This is a genomic window from Bdellovibrio sp. NC01 (assembly GCF_006874625.1).
Lineage (GTDB): Bacteria > Bdellovibrionota > Bdellovibrionia > Bdellovibrionales > Bdellovibrionaceae > Bdellovibrio.
The window spans coordinates 2,462,818-2,479,062 of record NZ_CP030034.1; the positions used below are offsets into that span (position 1 = coordinate 2,462,818).

Here is a 16,245-nt window from a genome sequence, read left to right on the forward strand (position 1 = left end):
CTTACGTGTCTCCAAAAAGACGGTGAAAATTCCCTGTAGTGATATCTAATATTTCCAGGGGATCAAGTGATTTTAACTCCCCTATAGTCTTTGCCACTTCCCAAATGCTTTCAGGTGGATTTAAGCGACCTTGATACAAAGGCGGCGCCTGATCCGGGCTGTCACTTTCAATCAATAAGAACTCCAAAGGGATCTCGCGGACTGCTTGGTGAAGCTTTTGGTTATCGGGACGAGCTACGGGGCCCCCAACAGACAGATAAAGACCACGATTTAGGAAATCCTGAGCCTTCGCTGCACTGCCGTTGAAGGAGTGTACCATGCCTTTTTGTTCTGGAAGCCCAAACAGGTCCATAATCCTAAGAGCAAAATCGTGAGCCTGCACCAAATGCAGAACCATCGGCTTGTGAGCGAGCTGTGCTAATTCCAATTGCGCTTCAAAAACCGTGATCTGACGGTCTTGAGAATCCTTCATAATGTGCGGGCGAAAATCCAAACCAGCTTCACCCAAACCTTTTGCTTGAGGAAGCTGTGTCGCCAAAAGATCAAGAGCCTGCTCACACGCCTCTTCGTCGTGATCGACAACCCAATACGGATGCAATCCAAAACACAAGCCAATGTGCTTTGGATAACGTGCTTTCAGAGCTTTCTGTTTTTCCCAATCCTCGGGCCCCACTCCGCCTTGCATGAAGAAATGAATGCCTTTTTGGCGCGCTTCTTCGATGATCTGATCTTGCTGACCATCCCATCGTGCATCTGCCAGATGCCCGTGAGCATCGACCCAACTTCCAAAAGCCACCATATTTCCTCCGTCCGCTCAGCTAGACTTTCATCCTTGAAAACGTCTCATAAAAACTCGACTCGAACAAGGCTCGACTGACGCCGATATGTCACAGGTGAAGGAGTGTGTATGAAGCACAAAAGCTTACGTTTGGGTTTTGATGTGACTATGGAAAAGGGCACAACTTGGAAGCCTTTGAAAGTTCAATTCTGGAATCAAGAAGCTGATTTTAAAAAGTTCTCCCCTTCAGAGCCATTTAAATACATGGCTGACGCATTGACAGGTTTGTCTTTGGTCAAATTGAACAACTACATCAAATCTCCTGTGGCAACTCCACATGTTGATTATTCTTTCGCCTTCGATGCATGGAAAGCTTTAGACCCGCATGTCGAGCTTTACGAAAGATCCAATGCTCGCGTGCGTGCATTGCAATCACATCTTGCTGTTGTTGATCCAAAATTGTGCGCAGAGTTTGAACATCAGTTCAACGAAAGCTTTGATTTGGCGATGAAACCTTGGGGTGTTGACCTTTCAGAGTTGTGCCACCTTCTTGAGACTTTCACGTGGTTTGAAAAACAAGTCGGTTCTCCGTTGTTATATAACTTCGGTTTGAACTTCTCTAAACCATTCATGGAAAAGCTGCACTGCTTGTATTCATTCTTGTATCACTTGCGTGGCATTGTTGCCGTTGATCACAACGCTCACGTTGAAGATCACTCGCACGAAGCTGTTAAAGTCGATGCAATTTCTGATTACTTGCCACGCGCTGAATACATCGTGAACGATGCTTTGCTGTATTGGAATTTCAAAAAATTGGCTCAGCCATTCACAGGTCCTAAAGCAGATGCTCGTGTTGAAAAACTTTTTGCGCATCCAATGGAAAAAGCTTTCCACAAGTATTCGCACAACGCTTGCCACTTGGTTGATAATCTTCCAAAAAGTTTCGTGAATTCATTGAATCCTGTTGAACTTGAAGAAGCTTTGTTCTTGGTGCAAATGGATTGGTTGTTGGGCTCGCCTGCGGGCTTGTGCTTCAAAATCCGCGAAGAACTTTTTGGTCTGCAAAGTGGTTACGAAAAAGTTTTCTGGAAAGACAACGAACCGAAGTTCCACAGCAAACCATTTGCCTTGCACTTGGCTTGTGAGCTGACTCCAGAAACTGTGTTCGGTACAAAAGCCGCATAATTATAATTTAAATTTTCAGCTTTGATTTACATCTTTAGAAACAAAAAACCCGCTTCAAAAGAGCGGGTTTTTCTTTTTAGACTATTTAGAAGCAGCCTCTGCTCTTCTTTCTAAAAACTTCTGGCGCAATTTCTTCGCCACGAAATAGATGATCAACAATAACAAGATGATCCCAACCACGATTTTGAATTCACGCAGTTTCTTTAAAATAGGCTCGCCGTAATGAGCCAGCAAATAGATCTGAGTTGGAACTGAAATCAACGCCGCGATACCGTCGATCAACAAGAACTTCCACAATGGGAAGTGCATCATACCGCAAACCAAGTGACCTGGGAAACGCACACCTGGAGTGAAACGGAAAATACCACATGCGTACATGCCGTATTTATGAGTCCACTCTTCCACTTTTTTCATTAGGTGCGGTGGAAACATTCTGTGCATGCGCGGATGATAAAGAAGCTTACGCCCGAAACTTCGCCCTATCGTATATATCAGCGTGTCACTAAAGACGACGGCGATAAAGGCGACAATGGCGGCATAATGAACATTCACGACAGGCGCATTAGGATATGGCGGTGGGAACACATCTGGGTTTTGGCCAACGAATGCCAAAATACCAACGCTGATCAAAGTCAGCTCTTCTGGAATCGGCAAACCCACGGCAGAAAGCAGCATCATCCCTACGATGACAAGATAAACTGTCCCCGGTGAATATGCGAACTGCGAGATCCATTGAAAAATGGGTTCGTTAGCTAATTCCAAAAATAAGTTCTCCTAGCAAACTAATATGGAGTAACTTGAACGGCTTGAATACTGACGTCACACCGTGCTAAGTACAATTCCACCACGCAAGGATTAGTATGCAGAGCGCAAGAGGATTTGAATACGGAGTAAAGCATATAATCAGCCCTCAGTCGGGACTGATTGGTGATGTTTTATTAAGCACTTGCGATCTCACACTTGCTCAATTCGAAGAGTTGTTAGCACTAGGCGCGATATATTTGAATGGAGAACGTCTTCAAGATAATTTCTCGGTTTCAGAAGGTGCCTACTTAAGAGTCCACACAAAACCACGTAGATTCCCAAAGAACGATGGTCTGTGGCGTGAGCGTATTATATTTGAGAATCAACACTTTATAATTGTGAACAAAATCTCAGGCCTGCCCGTTCATGCCTCGGTTGATAACATTCAAGAAAACTTGCAAGCCTATTTAGAACAAACCGTCGGACAAAAACTTTTTGTCACACATCGCTTAGATGTTCCCACAAAAGGTCTGATCGTCTACGCAAAGACCACCGAATTCCAAACAGCCTTCAACAAACTCTTAATCAGCAGAGAGATGACAAAAATCTATCGCGCCAAAACAATGCGCGCGCCATCTCTTGGTATGCTCACACATTTTATGGAGCCATCTCCACGCGCACCAAAAAAAGTAGATCGTGAACACCACGAAGGCTGGCAAGAATGCTTACTAGAAATTTTAAGCGTTGAAGAACAAGCAGATAAAACCTTTGATGTAAAAATCAAACTGCACACAGGAAGAACCCACCAAATCCGCGCACAGTTAGGTTTCGAAAACTGCCCCATCATAGGCGACCACGCCTACGGCGCAGAAAAAATCTGGACAGAAGAAAAAATCGAACTAGAAGCCAATGAACTCAGCTTCACAAATCCAATCACTAACGAACATCATCATTTCAAATTATAGAATACAGAAATAAAAAAGGCCGCTCGAAGCGGCCTTTTTCTTTACTACGCTTAAAACACGTAAGCGTTTGTCATTAAAGAGTACTGTGTATTGAATGGCTGCCAAATTTTAACATCTTGGCCTCTGTAGCTATTAAGCATTGTATCGTTGCTCATACCAAGCGTGAACGATAGACCACGCATGGGACGAATCCACACGTCGACACCCAAACGCAATGCAGTCGTGTGGTTGCCATCAAGCTCTTCAACGTTTGAAGTGTGGTACCAGCTTTCATTGAAACCTGTTTTAGTTGTGACGCTGAACATGCTGTTGATGTCGTATTGAAATTGTAGGTAGTGCTCAAGACCGAACTGTTTGTTCGTTTGACGTGGGTCCGTTACGTAGAATGAGCCGTCATCATACATTGGAATAGTATCGTTCAAAGATGCCGTTCTGCTTTGCCAGTAGATATCTGGTTTCGCAACGTAGGCAACGCTTAATGAACGCGTGATTTGATAATCAGCGTAACCTTCCAAACGGATTTTTGTGATCAAACCTTGGTTCTGAGATTGTTTGCTTGTTGGAAGATAAGCTTTCACCTTACCAGACAAATCCACGTCACCGATGTAACCCAAGTCATAGTTTGAATACACGAAATGAATATCAGCTAAAGAAAAATCAGAAGTCACTTCATCGCCGTACTCGTTGTTACCTGCAGTATTGAAATACCATGGCAAACGCATTGAAGCTTTTTGTACAGAATCGATTTTGTAGTTCACTGACAAGTAGTCATAAGAATCAACAGAGCGATTTGATTTCTCTTCTTTACCTGGTTTCATATTGCTGACAGAGGCGATCGAGAAGAAAGTAAGAGACCAATCATTTGCTCTGCCAGAAATAGAAGTTGAAAGTGCAGCGTCGTCAGCATCCAAAATCGCAGCAAAAGCTGGAGAGGCTAAAAAGGTGCTGGCAACAGCAAGGCTTAAAATCTTCTTCAACATATCTATCTCCTCGAAAGTCCGAATAAATTCTCGTCGGTTATGCCATAGCGCCTTGCATTACACAATAGCCAAAGTTTAGACACCCGATGTCTCATTAAAATCCTAAAACTCTTTACGCTTGAGTCATGAAAGCAAACCCCTTACCTTTGGGGGCATGAAAAACTTTCGATCTGTCCAAAAATTAATCAGCTCTGTTTTCGCTCTTATTTTCTTCGTTGTTATCACTGGTTGTGCGGTTGGCTTCCAGAAAGATAAATGGGATCTACCCAGCAAAGCGCCGAATGAAATCAGCGTGATGTCTTTCAATATGGAGAACTTGTTCGACACAGTTCACACACCAGGACACGAGGACTACACATATCTTCCTAAGAGTGTAAAACAAAGCGATCCAGCGATGCGCGAAGGCTGTATGAAAGCGAATGATTCTTCATATCGCCGTAACGAATGCTTCGGTACAGATTGGACTCCAGAAGCTCTAGATAAAAAACTGACAAACATCTCTAAAGTTGTATTAGACGTTGATGGCAACGGCCCAGACAACTTGTTAATTATGGAAATCGAAAGCGATGTTGTTCTTCATAAACTCAACACAGAGTACTTGAAGAAAGCGAATTACATCACAGAAGTTATTATTGATGGCCCAGACAAGCGCGGTATCAACGTGGCGTTCTTGTCGCGTTTCCCATTGGTTGGAAAACCGGTTCTTCATCCGATCCCATGGAAGCCAAAAAACGATAACGATAAAACTTGGATGGAACGTTCACGTCGTATCTTAGAGGTGACTGTCAAAGCTCCAAACGGTGATCCTATCACGTTCTTCGTAGCCCACTACCCTTCACAAGCGAATCCGACTTACTGGCGCCAACAAATCGCTCAGTTCACAGTGGATTTGATGAAAGGCAAAGGCCCGAACGCGATGGTTATCGCGGGTGGCGACTTGAACATCACACACGAAGAAGAAGACAAAGAGCACATCTTCAAAGACATCTTAAGCCAAGGTGGCGCGGTTTCTCACTTCGTGGGTTGCAAAGACTGCCCGGGCTCTCACAACTATAAAAAATCATGGTCTTTCCTAGACGCTCAAATCTACGGTAAAGCCTTGCTTGCTGACGGTACAGGTTCTTACGAAATGGAACCAGCAACTATCGACGTGATTCGCTACAATCAAGTTCACTTGTCGAAAGGTAAATATCCAAAACGCTGGGACTACGACACACAAACAGGCGTGTCAGACCACTTCCCACTTTATGTTCGTTTGAAACAAAGAAGTGAAGCCAAGACTCCCGTAAAAGACGAACCAGCAGCGACAGAGAAAAAAGCTGACAAGAAAGAAACGAAGTCTAAAAAGAAAAAATAAGCTGCCAAACTCCTGTGAAATTGGAGTAGCGGAAAATAAAAAGGCCACTGACGAGTGGCCTTTTTATTTCTCAAAGAAGAGTTCTACAGTTTATGGAACCTGTAGGCGGCTAATATCAACTGTCGGACGTTTTCCGCAAGTTGCAAGATCTTTGACCCAACCTTTGATTGTGATGCTATCTTCGGCGAACGTAACTTTATATTGGTTTTTCGGACCAGCACTCGCATCAACAGTACCAACAAGCTTGTTGCACATACCGTTTAGATTCAACGCTAGCGCACCACCTTTAAGGTTTGAATTGAATGTCTTGCCGTTAAAGCCTGGATAAGTCATCGCTGCATCCATAGAAACGATTTTAACATCTGAAGTTAGCAACGAAGCTTTATCAACAACCACAGTCACTGCGATAGTCACTGCGTTTGGCACATTCTTGCCACCTTTTGAGCCGGAGATTTGACCCGCAGATTTCAATTCAATTTTTAAATTCGCTGCATCTACTGAAGTTGCTTTTACTGCGTATGTTTCTTCTTCTAAATTTACGTAAGTCTTTTTAGCGTCTGGATTGTCGACAGTTGAATTCACATTCGCACCAGTCGCAGACAAAGACTCAAGCAAGCCATCTTTCATAGTATAAACGACGTTAATACTTTTACTAGCTTTAGCAACCCAAGCGGCATCATTAGATTGGTAAGTATAACCTTGATAAACAGACGTAATCTTAGCCGTCTTTGCACCGTCTTCACGATCTTGACCCGCTTCAACCACGTATTGAGTTTTGCGAGCTTCGGTGTCACCACTGATCGCAACCTTAACTAACTCTACTGCTTCAATTTGTTTTTCCATCAAGAATGAAGACAGCGAGTAATTACTTAAGCTGAACTCGTTAGCGTTCTTTTGGTTAGCCTTACCGTTGCCTTTATTATTAAGCTGACGGATTTTCGCACGTTGATCGTCAGTACCGACTTTCACGTCACGAGGTGTGCAGGCCGCAAGACCCATCAAAGAAGAAACGAATAGCGCTGGAATTAGTTTGCTTGTTTTCATGGTCCAGGAATCTACATGGATTCCCTGTAAACTTCTAGGGGCTAAGTCCCAATTCTAACCGAATCCTGAAAATTTACAGTGGTGTCAAAATGGTGAACAAACAGCGCAGTCCACCATTGTTAATTTTAAGCTCTTTTTCGACCTTATAACCAATAGGTGCTTTCTGAAGACGTTCTTTATCTGGAAAAAGAATACCCAAAGCTTGGGGCTTAAAGTTTGTGCAGAACGCTTCTGCTAAGCCTTTAAGGCCGCCTAAGCCCTCACTTGAAAGACGTTCTCCGTAAGGTGGGTTTACCACCATCCATAATGGACGAGCCCCCGTCCACGTCGTGTCCATCGAATTCTTATGCAGAACCTCTAAAGGCGTCGATTTGAAATCGGCCTTTTCTTGAAATTGAATTTGTCTTTCAACTTCTTTGAAATTTTCAGAGACAACCTTCAGCATTTTTTCTTCGATATCAAATCCGACAAATGCTTTAAACATATTCGAGGAAGGAAGTTCGTAGTTAAAAACGAAAGTCTCTGACAAAAACAGCTTGGGAGCTTTCTTCCATTTTTGGAAAGCAAAAGGACGCTTAAACTGACCTTGCCACAAGCTGCGCGCCTCTGTCAGGAAAGTTCCGGCACCCATCATTGGATCCAGCAAAGTCACTTCGCGAATTTCTGCTGGAGTGGCTTCGCCAATCATTTCTTTCAACAAGTACGCCGCAATCGTTTCGCGCAAAGGGGCTTCCCCTTTCAGAACCGACCAACCACGCTTATGCAAATGTTCACCCGTTGCATCTAAAGAAATCGTGCACAGATCTTCTTCCATACGAATGTAAATCGAACCTGCGAAATCTTTGGCCTCGGTCTTTGGAAACAATTCGCTTAATGCTTTTTCAGCACTTTCTTGCAGACGTTTTTCATTATTCAAACGACTTTTTTGCGCGGCCACTTCCCACTCGACATGGCCGTGAGCCAAATATTCTTTCCACGGCAACGCTTTAAATTTCTGATAAAACTTTGGCAGATCCTTCGTGCGAAACGAAGTCATACGCAGCAACACGCGATTCGCGGTTTTCAAAAAGAAATTAAACTGTAAAGCTGCGAACAGTTCCGTTTCAAACTCAAGTCCACCCTGCAACACTTCCACTTCTGGGAATGGCAATGAGTGGGTTTTTGAATCTTTACCTAACAAATAAGGCCAGCACTCTTTCATTTCTGCGAGTGTCGTTAATTCATAACCTAGCGGAGTTGAAACGAAAAACTTGTTCATTAAAATCTCCAGTAAGCATCAACGGTAAAGTAATAACCATCAACAGGCGATAGCTTAAACGATGAAATGTTCGTCGAGTTCACCGACAGGCCACCATGGAAGTGATCCCAAATCTTTAGATAAGTTAAATAACCACCGATCGCTTTTTTCTCGAAGTTGTAGGTCGGACCTAACAACACGCGATCCCAATTGCCCAAGATAAATTCATATCCCGTCTGGAATGATGACGTACCCAAAGATTTAATGGCTGTTGCATCTTCGGCGTTTTCAAAACTGAAAAGAGCCAAGGTTGCAAACGTATGCGACAAAGTGCTTTCCGAAGAAATCGAGTCCCAATAAAAGTTCAGATTCAGAGTCGATTTATCTTGTGAAGGAATTCGCGCAAACGTCGGACCGACTGAAATCACGGTCGAATTCGATTGATATGCTCTAAACTTAGCTGTCGCATTGTAAGCACCCAATAAATAACCAGGAAGAACCGCCTGCACTGTCAGCCAATCTTTCCAGCCATAATCAAGCTGACCGTACCATGTGATCAGATATTCATTTTCCCACAAGGTCTCTGCCGTATCACCGACGGACAAACCTTGAGTGATAAGCGGCTTGTACTTTGCCGACACCAAAGGCGAGCGACGACGAATCATCAGATCCGTACTCCCCTTATAGCGCGCATTATCCGTGGTCATATCGATATGCATCAGTTGATCGCCAACTTGGATCATTTCCGCACGTGATTGACGAAGAAGCTCACAGCGCAGTTCATAGGAACCATCGCCACGGCCCAAGACATCTTTCACTTCAACGAATGCAATGATGCCAACATTTTTACTTTGTGAATCGACGAAGATCACTTCGCCCGGGAACCAGTCTGAATTGTAACTGACGGCTCTGATCGTTTTACTATCAACGATAGCTTCAATACGGGCACGAGATTTTGAGTCTTTAATAACTAATGGCGGAGGATTTTTATCCTCGAGTGGAATAACCACTTCATCGTCAGTGGCATTGGCCCACAGGGCTTGCGGCAATAAAAGAATAAATAGGACCCAAAACTTCATGGGTCCGACGATAGCTTAGTTTGGGGCCTTATTCAATTGATCCTTCAGTGTTCCGAACAGTCTCAGGATTTCTTTACGAGTCGCTTCATCCTTAAAGTGCTTCGAAAATTGGAATCCAAGGATCCCGCTACCACCCGGCATCGTTCCATTGAACACTAAATAAGCAAATCCCTCTTTAATGATGAATTCATATTTAGTCGGGCTGACTGTTTTAAAGAACGACATGAAGCGTGGTGCCGCAGCATAAACCTCATCCAACGACAAAGTCTGATTCTTATCAGTATCGTATGTCACCATAATCGATTCGACATAGTGAAGAATCATCACCATCGTACGAATATTCGAGGTTTCAATCAAACCTGGTTTCTGATCAGCCGACAGCGACGAATCCTTCAAGTATGTGTACACAGCATCGTAATCAGCCGCATTCAGACCTTTAATGAAAGCTGTCATCCCTGGCATGTTATTGAAGTACATTCCGAAATGATCGCGGAAATGCTGCTTAAAGCACGTCTCTTTCATGTAGTATTCGCCGAAGATGTCTTTTTGATCTACACGGCACATTGCCATGTCTTCAATAATATCGCTACTTGTAGAAAGACCTGCGCTGAAAAGAAGACTGACGAACTCAAACGTTTCGCGCATGTCCATCCAATCATCACCATTTCCAGAGAACGTAAAGAAATTCGCCTCTAAGAAACTGCGGGAACCGGAATTGCCCGTGCGTGGGTCGAAAGCTTTGATATCAAGACCCAACTCATTAAATTCATCATACCATGCAATCAATCCTGCTTTGCTCATGTGCGCGCTGCTAAGATCGTTTTTCGTATTTTCAGCATAACCCAACATCAGCATACGCGCGATGGCACGCATCAGATTCATTTTCGTCAATGACTTCCACGTCACAGGAACTGATTTCGAACTCAAGGTTTCGATCACTCGGCCCTTTGAGTTGAAGTTGATCATATTGTCGGCTTTAAGCAATACGCCCAAGTCATTCCACGACTGCTCCAACGCCATTTGTTCTAATGGATTATCGGTCAACCCTTTTTCAATCACGAAGTTCTTATTAAAGCGCTCATAAGAATCGATCAGATCTTTCTGCGTAATTGATGCTGATTTTTCATCGAAATTTGCTAGATCAAAGAAACTTTGATCCATGCGCCAGATATTGAATTCGCGACGAAGTGCTGCCAGATGTTTTTTATCTAAGCCCAACAACCCACGCGAATCGCCCTGGCGTTCAGGCGAAAGCATTCTTAACAAAACGATGCGATAGATTTTTTTAATCGAAGTCGCTTTAATGTCCATGCCGAACTTAAAGCGCGACATCACTTGATCAACAAGAACGTCGATGTCTTCAGCCGGGATCAAACCTTCATTTTTCATTTGGTAGCAGTTTTCAATCAGGCTTAAACCTTGATTGATAAACTGACTGATTTGACGAATGTCATTTGGACCTTCAAAGCTCGTATTGCCGATGACATAACGGTACTTCAACGCCAAACCATAAAGATCGATCAACGTATCAAGGCTTTCTTTCCATTGATACAGTTTCGTCAATTGTGTGCGACGACCCATCAAGATGTTCTTAACCGATTCCACCATAGGAACCCAGTCACGCACTTGTTCATACGGTTCAAACGGTTCAGAACCACGCAAGAAATCGCCAAGACCTGAAAGCGCACGCTTGCCGTCTTCAAAACTATAATCGGAACTAGAAAGTTGAGTTTTATCCAGAAGTCTTTGCAATGTGAAACGCAGCTGTTCAGTGGCCGCAGAAACTTGCTCCCACGTCGTGGCCTTGTCGTTTGCCTGATTCAATAAAATCTTCATGTGCGGCGATAGCTGCACAGCTTCGTCGCGTAGGATATCTAACAAAGAAACCAGACGCACGATCTCCTCTTTTGTCAGATAACTATCGCTACCACCCAAAAGAGCTTTTTTAATTTTCATCAATTCGGCAGCGAACTCAGGAGAAACGTTATTTTCTTTTAGGAAATACTTCCCGAAGAAGTTACGCATTTCTTCGATTGTGTAAGCACCAGGAACTGAGCCATAAGTTTTATCTTTAAAATAATTTAGGGCGTCTTTTGTACAATCAAAAGCTCCACGAATGCGTTTTTCACTCGCCTCGCCGACAGAGAAATCTTTTAACTGACTTGGAACTTCCTTCAGACACGCCAGTCTTTGATTCGAGAATTCAAGAACTTCAGGCTCTTGCTTTTTACCATTCAAGAAATCACTACAGCCTGCCAGTGACAGACCCATGGAAGCCGCTAAAATAAGGTTCAGAAATTTCTTATAATGCATAAGAAATCCCAAACATCAGACGATCGTTGTTCGCGAATTGCGCGATGTCGTTGACGTTATTTTTATTTGTTGGACCGGCTTTAAGAACTTGCATCTCGCCAAAAAGCGACCACAAGCCTGACAGACGATAGCGAGAGTTCGCACGGATCAATTCAAAGTCGTTTTTATCCGATTGAGTATAACTTAATTTTACGAAAAGGCGCTGACCGCCGCCCATGTTTAAATTCGTCAGAACTGAAACTTGGTTCGCCTCTTGGAACGGATACAGATTCGTCAGCGGCGTATTGGCTAAGTTTTCACCGACCTCTTTCACTTCGCCACCGAAGATATCTAAGCGCATGATATTAAAGGCCCACATGCCGTTGTCCCATTCGATGAAAGGACTGACAAGCAAGGCATCTTCAAAGATCGGCTGACTCCATTGATCTTCAAAAAGTTTCTCTTTATTGGGACGATCCCACAGACCGCTGATACCCATTTTCCATTTGTTGTACTTGTAGGTGACATCCATGCCCGTCAACGAGTGATAGAACACTTGCGGCTGCAACTCGACATTTCCTTTTAAAGTCGAAAGATCAAGGCTTCCTTGATAACCCAAGGCCAAAACGTTGTCAGGACCATACAGATAACTGATTTGCGTACGGAATGCTTGCGGATCACCAAAGGCGATCTTTGCACCGTAAGAGTTTTGCAGAACGATTTGGGATTCATTCGGTTGATCGAAACGATATTGCATCGCTGTCGCTTCGTTCCAGATTCTGACACTTTGTGGTGGCTGATGAAACCACGGATTGCCCTTCGCGAAGTCGCCGTTTTCAATCTCAAAGCTCGGGCCTTGATTCGGGATATATAAAGGAGAAGCAAACAACACAAAAGTATATAACGGCTTATCCACTTGCCAGAAAATACCTGACAGGCCTTGTTCTTCCGGAGCCAGTGGATTCCATTTAAATACCGGCTGCCAAACACCAAAATTCCAGCGCGAATCGAGTTCATTCCACAGCAGTTTTTTGCGACCAATATAGAATGTCTCTGTCGTCCTTTGGCGGTTTTGATAGAAAAATTCGCTGATATTCAGATAATTCATTAACGGCGAGCCCATAGCCACACCGCCTGAAATATCCATTCTAAGGTTGTCTTCAGAGAAAGTTTCGGTCTTTAGTTGAGCGCCAACGAATTGATAGTTGGTTTTTTGCGTAGCTTCAAATTCAGGGCTGATATAGGAGTCAGAGAAGAGCTTCATCTCTGTTCGCACCTGTGCAGCTGCAAATAGTGGCAAGAAGAGCGCTAAAATAGCTCCCCAAAATGCCTTAAATTTAGTCCCGCTGCGGGTGGTTTTGAAAGTCATTGGACTCCTGTTCTGAATAACATGGAGCAAAGGTTGGGCCCCGCGTCCCCGATTTAAAGCCTTCCTCCCTTTCCATATTTTAAACATGTGACCTTTTACGGCGCCTTTGGTAGGCTCTTTGGGATGTTAAACAACGCCCCAACTGCCAAAATTTTAGTCATCCGCTTTTCCAGCTTTGGAGACGTGGTTCAGACTCTGAGTGTGCCTTCAGCACTTGCCCAAACCTTTCCGGGCGCTGAGGTGCAGTGGATCACTCGTAAAGACATGGCGCCTTTGCTGAAAAACCATCCTCACATTCAACGTGTGTGGGAGTTTGATCGTAAAACGGGTCTACTTGGTTTGATTAAACTTGTATGGAGCATGCGTGCGGAAAATTTCACGCACATTTACGATGCTCACAACAACATGCGTTCGCGTGTGATTGCGTGGATCTTACGTCCTCTTGGTATCATTGGTATTGGTCCAAAATTTATTCGTCGTTCAATTCGTCGTTGGAAAAGATTTTTGCTTTTCAAACTTCGCATCAATACTTTTGAAATGCCATTCAATGGCCAGCGTGATTTGTTAGAGCCTTTGCAGAAATGGGGCGTTTCGAAAATCGCTCCTCCGGCTCCACAGATTTTTCCAAGTGAAGAGAATTTAAAAAAAGCGGCAGAGGTTTTAGGTGACTATACCAACGCCATTGCTTTAGCGCCGTCGGCTGCGTTCTTTTTGAAACGTTGGCCGAAAGATTATTGGAAGGATTTGATTCAATTACTTCCAGGCGAAAGATTTGTTTTACTTGGCGGCCCCGAAGATTCGTTCATCGAAGACATTCATGCGGTTGCGCCGGATCGTGTATTGAACCTTGCTGGAAAATGTTCGTTGAACGTTTCGTCGGCTGTGGTCGCTTTGTCTCGCGCCGTCGTTAGCAACGACACAGGTCTGTTACATGTGGCAGAACAATTGGGCAAACGCACCATTGCTTTAATGGGACCAGCCCCTTTTGGTTTCCCTTCTCGTCCGACAACAAAAATCATGGAACTTGATTTGTATTGCCGCCCTTGCAGCAAACACGGTCAGGGTCCTTGTGTGAATAAAGAAAAATATCATAAATGCCTTGTCGATATCACGCCTCCACAAGTGGCGGAACAACTGCAAGGAATTCTTAGAGGCCATTCGTGAGCTCACTTGTTTTTGCATTTTATAAATACGCCTTGATGCCTTTTGCTTTCTACATGTTGCAACTTCTTCGTCCGTTCTTTAGTGGCAAAATGCGCGAAATGATCGAAGATAAGAATTCAGGCTTTTATAAAATCAAAAAAGCAGGCTCTGAAAATGAATTGGCTTTAGCACGTCCTTTGTGGATTCACGCGGCCAGTGGCGAAATCGAATACGCCCGTCCGGTGATTCGCGAATTTAAAAAGCAATATCCAGATCTACCGATCATCGTGACTTATTCTTCTCCTTCCGCTAAAAAGATTCTGGAAGGCTTGCATGACGTCGATATGTGGGGTGCTTTGCCGTGGGATCTAGAGTCTTCACTGACTGCCTTCATCACGAAATGGAATCCCCGTGCGGTTCTTTTCTCGCGCACAGATGTGTGGCCTGTGCTTGCCCAAGTAGCGGCAAAAAAGGGTCTGCCTTCTTGTTTATTCTCTGCCACGTTTGCAGATAATTCTTCGCGCTTGAAAGGTATGACTCGTTATCTGACGAAGTATTCTTTGGATCGCATCAGTGAAATTCACTGTGTGTCTGAGGAAGACAAACGCAATCTGGAAAGCTTGCATTTGAAATCTAAGATTTTTGTAAGTGGCGACACGCGCTTCGATCAGGTTTTCCATCGCTTGGAAAATCCAAAGCCGTTGAAATCAGGACTAATGCCAACTCCGGATGAATTTGTCTTTATCGCAGGCTCGACATGGCCTGAAGATGAAAACGCGGTGATTCCTGCTTTGGCGAAGTTAAAACGCCAGGCTTTTAAAGCGATCATTGCGCCCCATGAAACAACGCCGGCACATCTTGAAAAATTAGAAAAACAAATGAGCGATGCGGGTCTTCCGTTCGTGCGTTATTCAAAAACAACGGAATGGCCGACAGGCAGTATCTTATTGATCGATCAAGTCGGCATTTTGGCAGAGCTTTACACATGGTCAGACATGGCCTTCATTGGTGGCTCGTTCAAAAAACAAGTGCATTCGGTGATGGAAGCTTTAGCCGCAGGATTGCCGGTGATGGTGGGACCTTTCCATCAAAACAATCGTGAAGCTTTGTTTTATCAGAAAAAGAATTTCTCGTCAGGGATGATCGTGCAGGTTGTGCATTCACCAGAAGATATCGTGGTGTTGATTGATCGTATGCGTAAGCAGTTCGAACAAATCCCGCATATCAAAGAAGAAATCCGCTCCGAAATCGGTAAGAACAAGAACAGCACGCAACGTGTGCTTTCTTCGATCGCGCAGCAGCTTTAATTTTCTTCGAACAGCTTCATTTGGCCTGTGTATGATTTCATTCGCTCGCCTTGTTCAAAGGAAAGATCTTGAAAAAGGCGCGCGTGTTTCAGAAATTCAAGCCACTCGGTGCGGGACTCTCTGCCCATAATCCATTCTGTGCAATCATCTGGATCTAGGAAAATCGGCGAACGGTCATGACCTGCTTCAAGAATTTGCGGCGTTGGTTCTGTCGTTAAGATAGCAAATGACCGCACGAAATGCCCCGTCTGCTTATCAAACCATTGATCCCAAATGCCCGCGGCAAAAAGCGACGTTGTGTCTTTCGCAGAGATTCCTATTTTGTGCCCTTCAAATAATCCCATGGCAGCAAATTCGAAAAACTGATCCATCACAACAATACAATGCCGAGTCGCAAAGGGCTCTTTCCAAGATGGCTTTGTTAACACTTCCTCAATGCGCGCGTTGTAGGTTGCAAACTTTGGTTTTCTTTCCGTAGACCACGACGGGATCAACGAGAAATTCATATACTCCACTTGCATCTCTCCTTGAGGAGCGATGATCACTGGAGCAGATGAATGCGGATGCAAGACGGGCTCAACCTCGCGGATGATGGCCGGCAATTTAACCTTAAAATACTTTTGAATAGTGTTGAGGCTTGCCGCCGCATAAGTTGCGCACATGCACGGAGTAAATCATTTTTTAGCGCCACAAACAAACTCTGACGCCACCCCGAAAAACTAACCAGAAAGGTCCACTGTCAAAGTTTGAGACAGTTTGAAATTT

The 16,245-nt window shown here is 44.1% G+C and carries 14 protein-coding genes; 5 read left to right on the forward strand and 9 right to left on the reverse strand.

Going from position 1 to position 16,245, the window contains the following annotated elements:
* Position 1: 1 nt before the first annotated feature.
* Positions 2-799 carry a TatD family hydrolase gene (locus DOE51_RS11855; RefSeq protein ID WP_142696781.1) on the reverse strand — a complete coding sequence of 266 codons (798 nt, stop codon included), beginning with the start codon at positions 797-799 and terminating at the stop codon, positions 2-4.
* A 108-nt stretch (positions 800-907) separates the two neighbouring features.
* Here DOE51_RS11855 and DOE51_RS11860 point away from each other — a divergent pair, with 108 nt between their 5' ends.
* On the forward strand, positions 908-1,963 hold the full coding sequence (locus tag DOE51_RS11860) for a hypothetical protein (RefSeq protein WP_142696782.1): 1,056 nt from the start codon (positions 908-910) through the stop codon (positions 1,961-1,963).
* Positions 1,964-2,044: 81 nt separating this feature from the next.
* Here DOE51_RS11860 and DOE51_RS11865 read toward each other — a convergent pair whose 3' ends face one another.
* Positions 2,045-2,725 carry a DedA family protein gene (locus DOE51_RS11865; protein ID WP_246845053.1) on the reverse strand — a complete coding sequence of 227 codons (681 nt, stop codon included), beginning with the start codon at positions 2,723-2,725 and terminating at the stop codon, positions 2,045-2,047.
* 98 nt (positions 2,726-2,823) lie between these two features.
* Here DOE51_RS11865 and DOE51_RS11870 point away from each other — a divergent pair, with 98 nt between their 5' ends.
* On the forward strand, positions 2,824-3,672 hold the full coding sequence (locus tag DOE51_RS11870) for an RluA family pseudouridine synthase (RefSeq protein WP_142696783.1): 849 nt from the start codon (positions 2,824-2,826) through the stop codon (positions 3,670-3,672).
* 50 nt (positions 3,673-3,722) lie between these two features.
* Here DOE51_RS11870 and DOE51_RS11875 read toward each other — a convergent pair whose 3' ends face one another.
* Positions 3,723-4,652 carry a hypothetical protein gene (locus DOE51_RS11875; RefSeq protein ID WP_142696784.1) on the reverse strand — a complete coding sequence of 310 codons (930 nt, stop codon included), beginning with the start codon at positions 4,650-4,652 and terminating at the stop codon, positions 3,723-3,725.
* 154 nt (positions 4,653-4,806) lie between these two features.
* Here DOE51_RS11875 and DOE51_RS11880 point away from each other — a divergent pair, with 154 nt between their 5' ends.
* Complete coding sequence (locus DOE51_RS11880) at positions 4,807-6,009, forward strand: endonuclease/exonuclease/phosphatase family protein (RefSeq protein ID WP_142696785.1); 1,203 nt, start codon at positions 4,807-4,809, stop codon at positions 6,007-6,009.
* Positions 6,010-6,099: 90 nt separating this feature from the next.
* Here DOE51_RS11880 and DOE51_RS11885 read toward each other — a convergent pair whose 3' ends face one another.
* From DOE51_RS11885 to DOE51_RS11905, 5 genes are all read right to left on the reverse strand, one after another.
* Entirely contained in the window at positions 6,100-7,053 is a 954-nt protein-coding gene (locus DOE51_RS11885) for a hypothetical protein (RefSeq protein WP_142696786.1), read from the reverse strand.
* A 73-nt stretch (positions 7,054-7,126) separates the two neighbouring features.
* Entirely contained in the window at positions 7,127-8,311 is a 1,185-nt protein-coding gene (locus DOE51_RS11890) for a class I SAM-dependent RNA methyltransferase (protein WP_142696787.1), read from the reverse strand.
* Entirely contained in the window at positions 8,311-9,369 is a 1,059-nt protein-coding gene (locus tag DOE51_RS11895; RefSeq protein WP_142696788.1) for a hypothetical protein, read from the reverse strand. The genes DOE51_RS11890 and DOE51_RS11895 overlap by 1 nt, the downstream gene beginning before the upstream one ends.
* A 15-nt stretch (positions 9,370-9,384) precedes the next feature.
* Positions 9,385-11,682, reverse strand: a complete 2,298-nt coding sequence (locus DOE51_RS11900) for a hypothetical protein (RefSeq protein ID WP_142696789.1) — start codon at positions 11,680-11,682, stop codon at positions 9,385-9,387.
* Positions 11,672-12,925: a hypothetical protein gene (locus DOE51_RS11905; RefSeq protein WP_246845054.1), complete on the reverse strand. Its 1,254-nt coding sequence runs from the start codon at positions 12,923-12,925 to the stop codon at positions 11,672-11,674. The genes DOE51_RS11900 and DOE51_RS11905 overlap by 11 nt, the downstream gene beginning before the upstream one ends.
* 306 nt (positions 12,926-13,231) lie before the next feature.
* On the opposite strand from DOE51_RS11905, the gene DOE51_RS11910 reads away from it, so the two are divergent.
* Positions 13,232-14,194: a glycosyltransferase family 9 protein gene (locus DOE51_RS11910; protein ID WP_246845055.1), complete on the forward strand. Its 963-nt coding sequence runs from the start codon at positions 13,232-13,234 to the stop codon at positions 14,192-14,194.
* Positions 14,191-15,480, forward strand: a complete 1,290-nt coding sequence (locus DOE51_RS11915) for a 3-deoxy-D-manno-octulosonic acid transferase (RefSeq protein WP_142696791.1) — start codon at positions 14,191-14,193, stop codon at positions 15,478-15,480. Before DOE51_RS11910 ends, DOE51_RS11915 begins: the two co-directional genes overlap by 4 nt.
* Here DOE51_RS11915 and DOE51_RS11920 read toward each other — a convergent pair.
* Positions 15,477-16,142 (reverse strand): SOS response-associated peptidase, encoded by a 666-nt coding sequence (locus DOE51_RS11920; protein WP_142696792.1) that lies wholly within the window; start codon positions 16,140-16,142, stop codon positions 15,477-15,479. The two genes, DOE51_RS11915 and DOE51_RS11920, sit on opposite strands and share 4 nt — an antisense overlap.
* Positions 16,143-16,245: the final 103 nt, after the last annotated feature.

Bases quoted from the DNA above. Each gene is read 5' to 3' on its own strand.
- DOE51_RS11870 (WP_142696783.1), top strand. From the start codon at position 2,824: ATGCAGAGCGCAAGAGGATTTGAATACGGAGTAAAGCATATAATCAGC.
- DOE51_RS11860 (WP_142696782.1), top strand. From the start codon at position 908: ATGAAGCACAAAAGCTTACGTTTGGGTTTTGATGTGACTATGGAAAAG.
- DOE51_RS11855 (WP_142696781.1), bottom strand. From the start codon at position 799: ATGGTGGCTTTTGGAAGTTGGGTCGATGCTCACGGGCATCTGGCAGAT.
- DOE51_RS11890 (WP_142696787.1), bottom strand. From the start codon at position 8,311: ATGAACAAGTTTTTCGTTTCAACTCCGCTAGGTTATGAATTAACGACA.
- DOE51_RS11905 (WP_246845054.1), bottom strand. From the start codon at position 12,925: ATGAAGCTCTTCTCTGACTCCTATATCAGCCCTGAATTTGAAGCTACG.
- DOE51_RS11895 (WP_142696788.1), bottom strand. From the start codon at position 9,369: ATGAAGTTTTGGGTCCTATTTATTCTTTTATTGCCGCAAGCCCTGTGG.
- DOE51_RS11900 (WP_142696789.1), bottom strand. From the start codon at position 11,682: ATGCATTATAAGAAATTTCTGAACCTTATTTTAGCGGCTTCCATGGGT.
- DOE51_RS11880 (WP_142696785.1), top strand. From the start codon at position 4,807: ATGAAAAACTTTCGATCTGTCCAAAAATTAATCAGCTCTGTTTTCGCT.
- DOE51_RS11875 (WP_142696784.1), bottom strand. From the start codon at position 4,652: ATGTTGAAGAAGATTTTAAGCCTTGCTGTTGCCAGCACCTTTTTAGCC.
- DOE51_RS11920 (WP_142696792.1), bottom strand. From the start codon at position 16,142: ATGTGCGCAACTTATGCGGCGGCAAGCCTCAACACTATTCAAAAGTAT.
- DOE51_RS11885 (WP_142696786.1), bottom strand. From the start codon at position 7,053: ATGAAAACAAGCAAACTAATTCCAGCGCTATTCGTTTCTTCTTTGATG.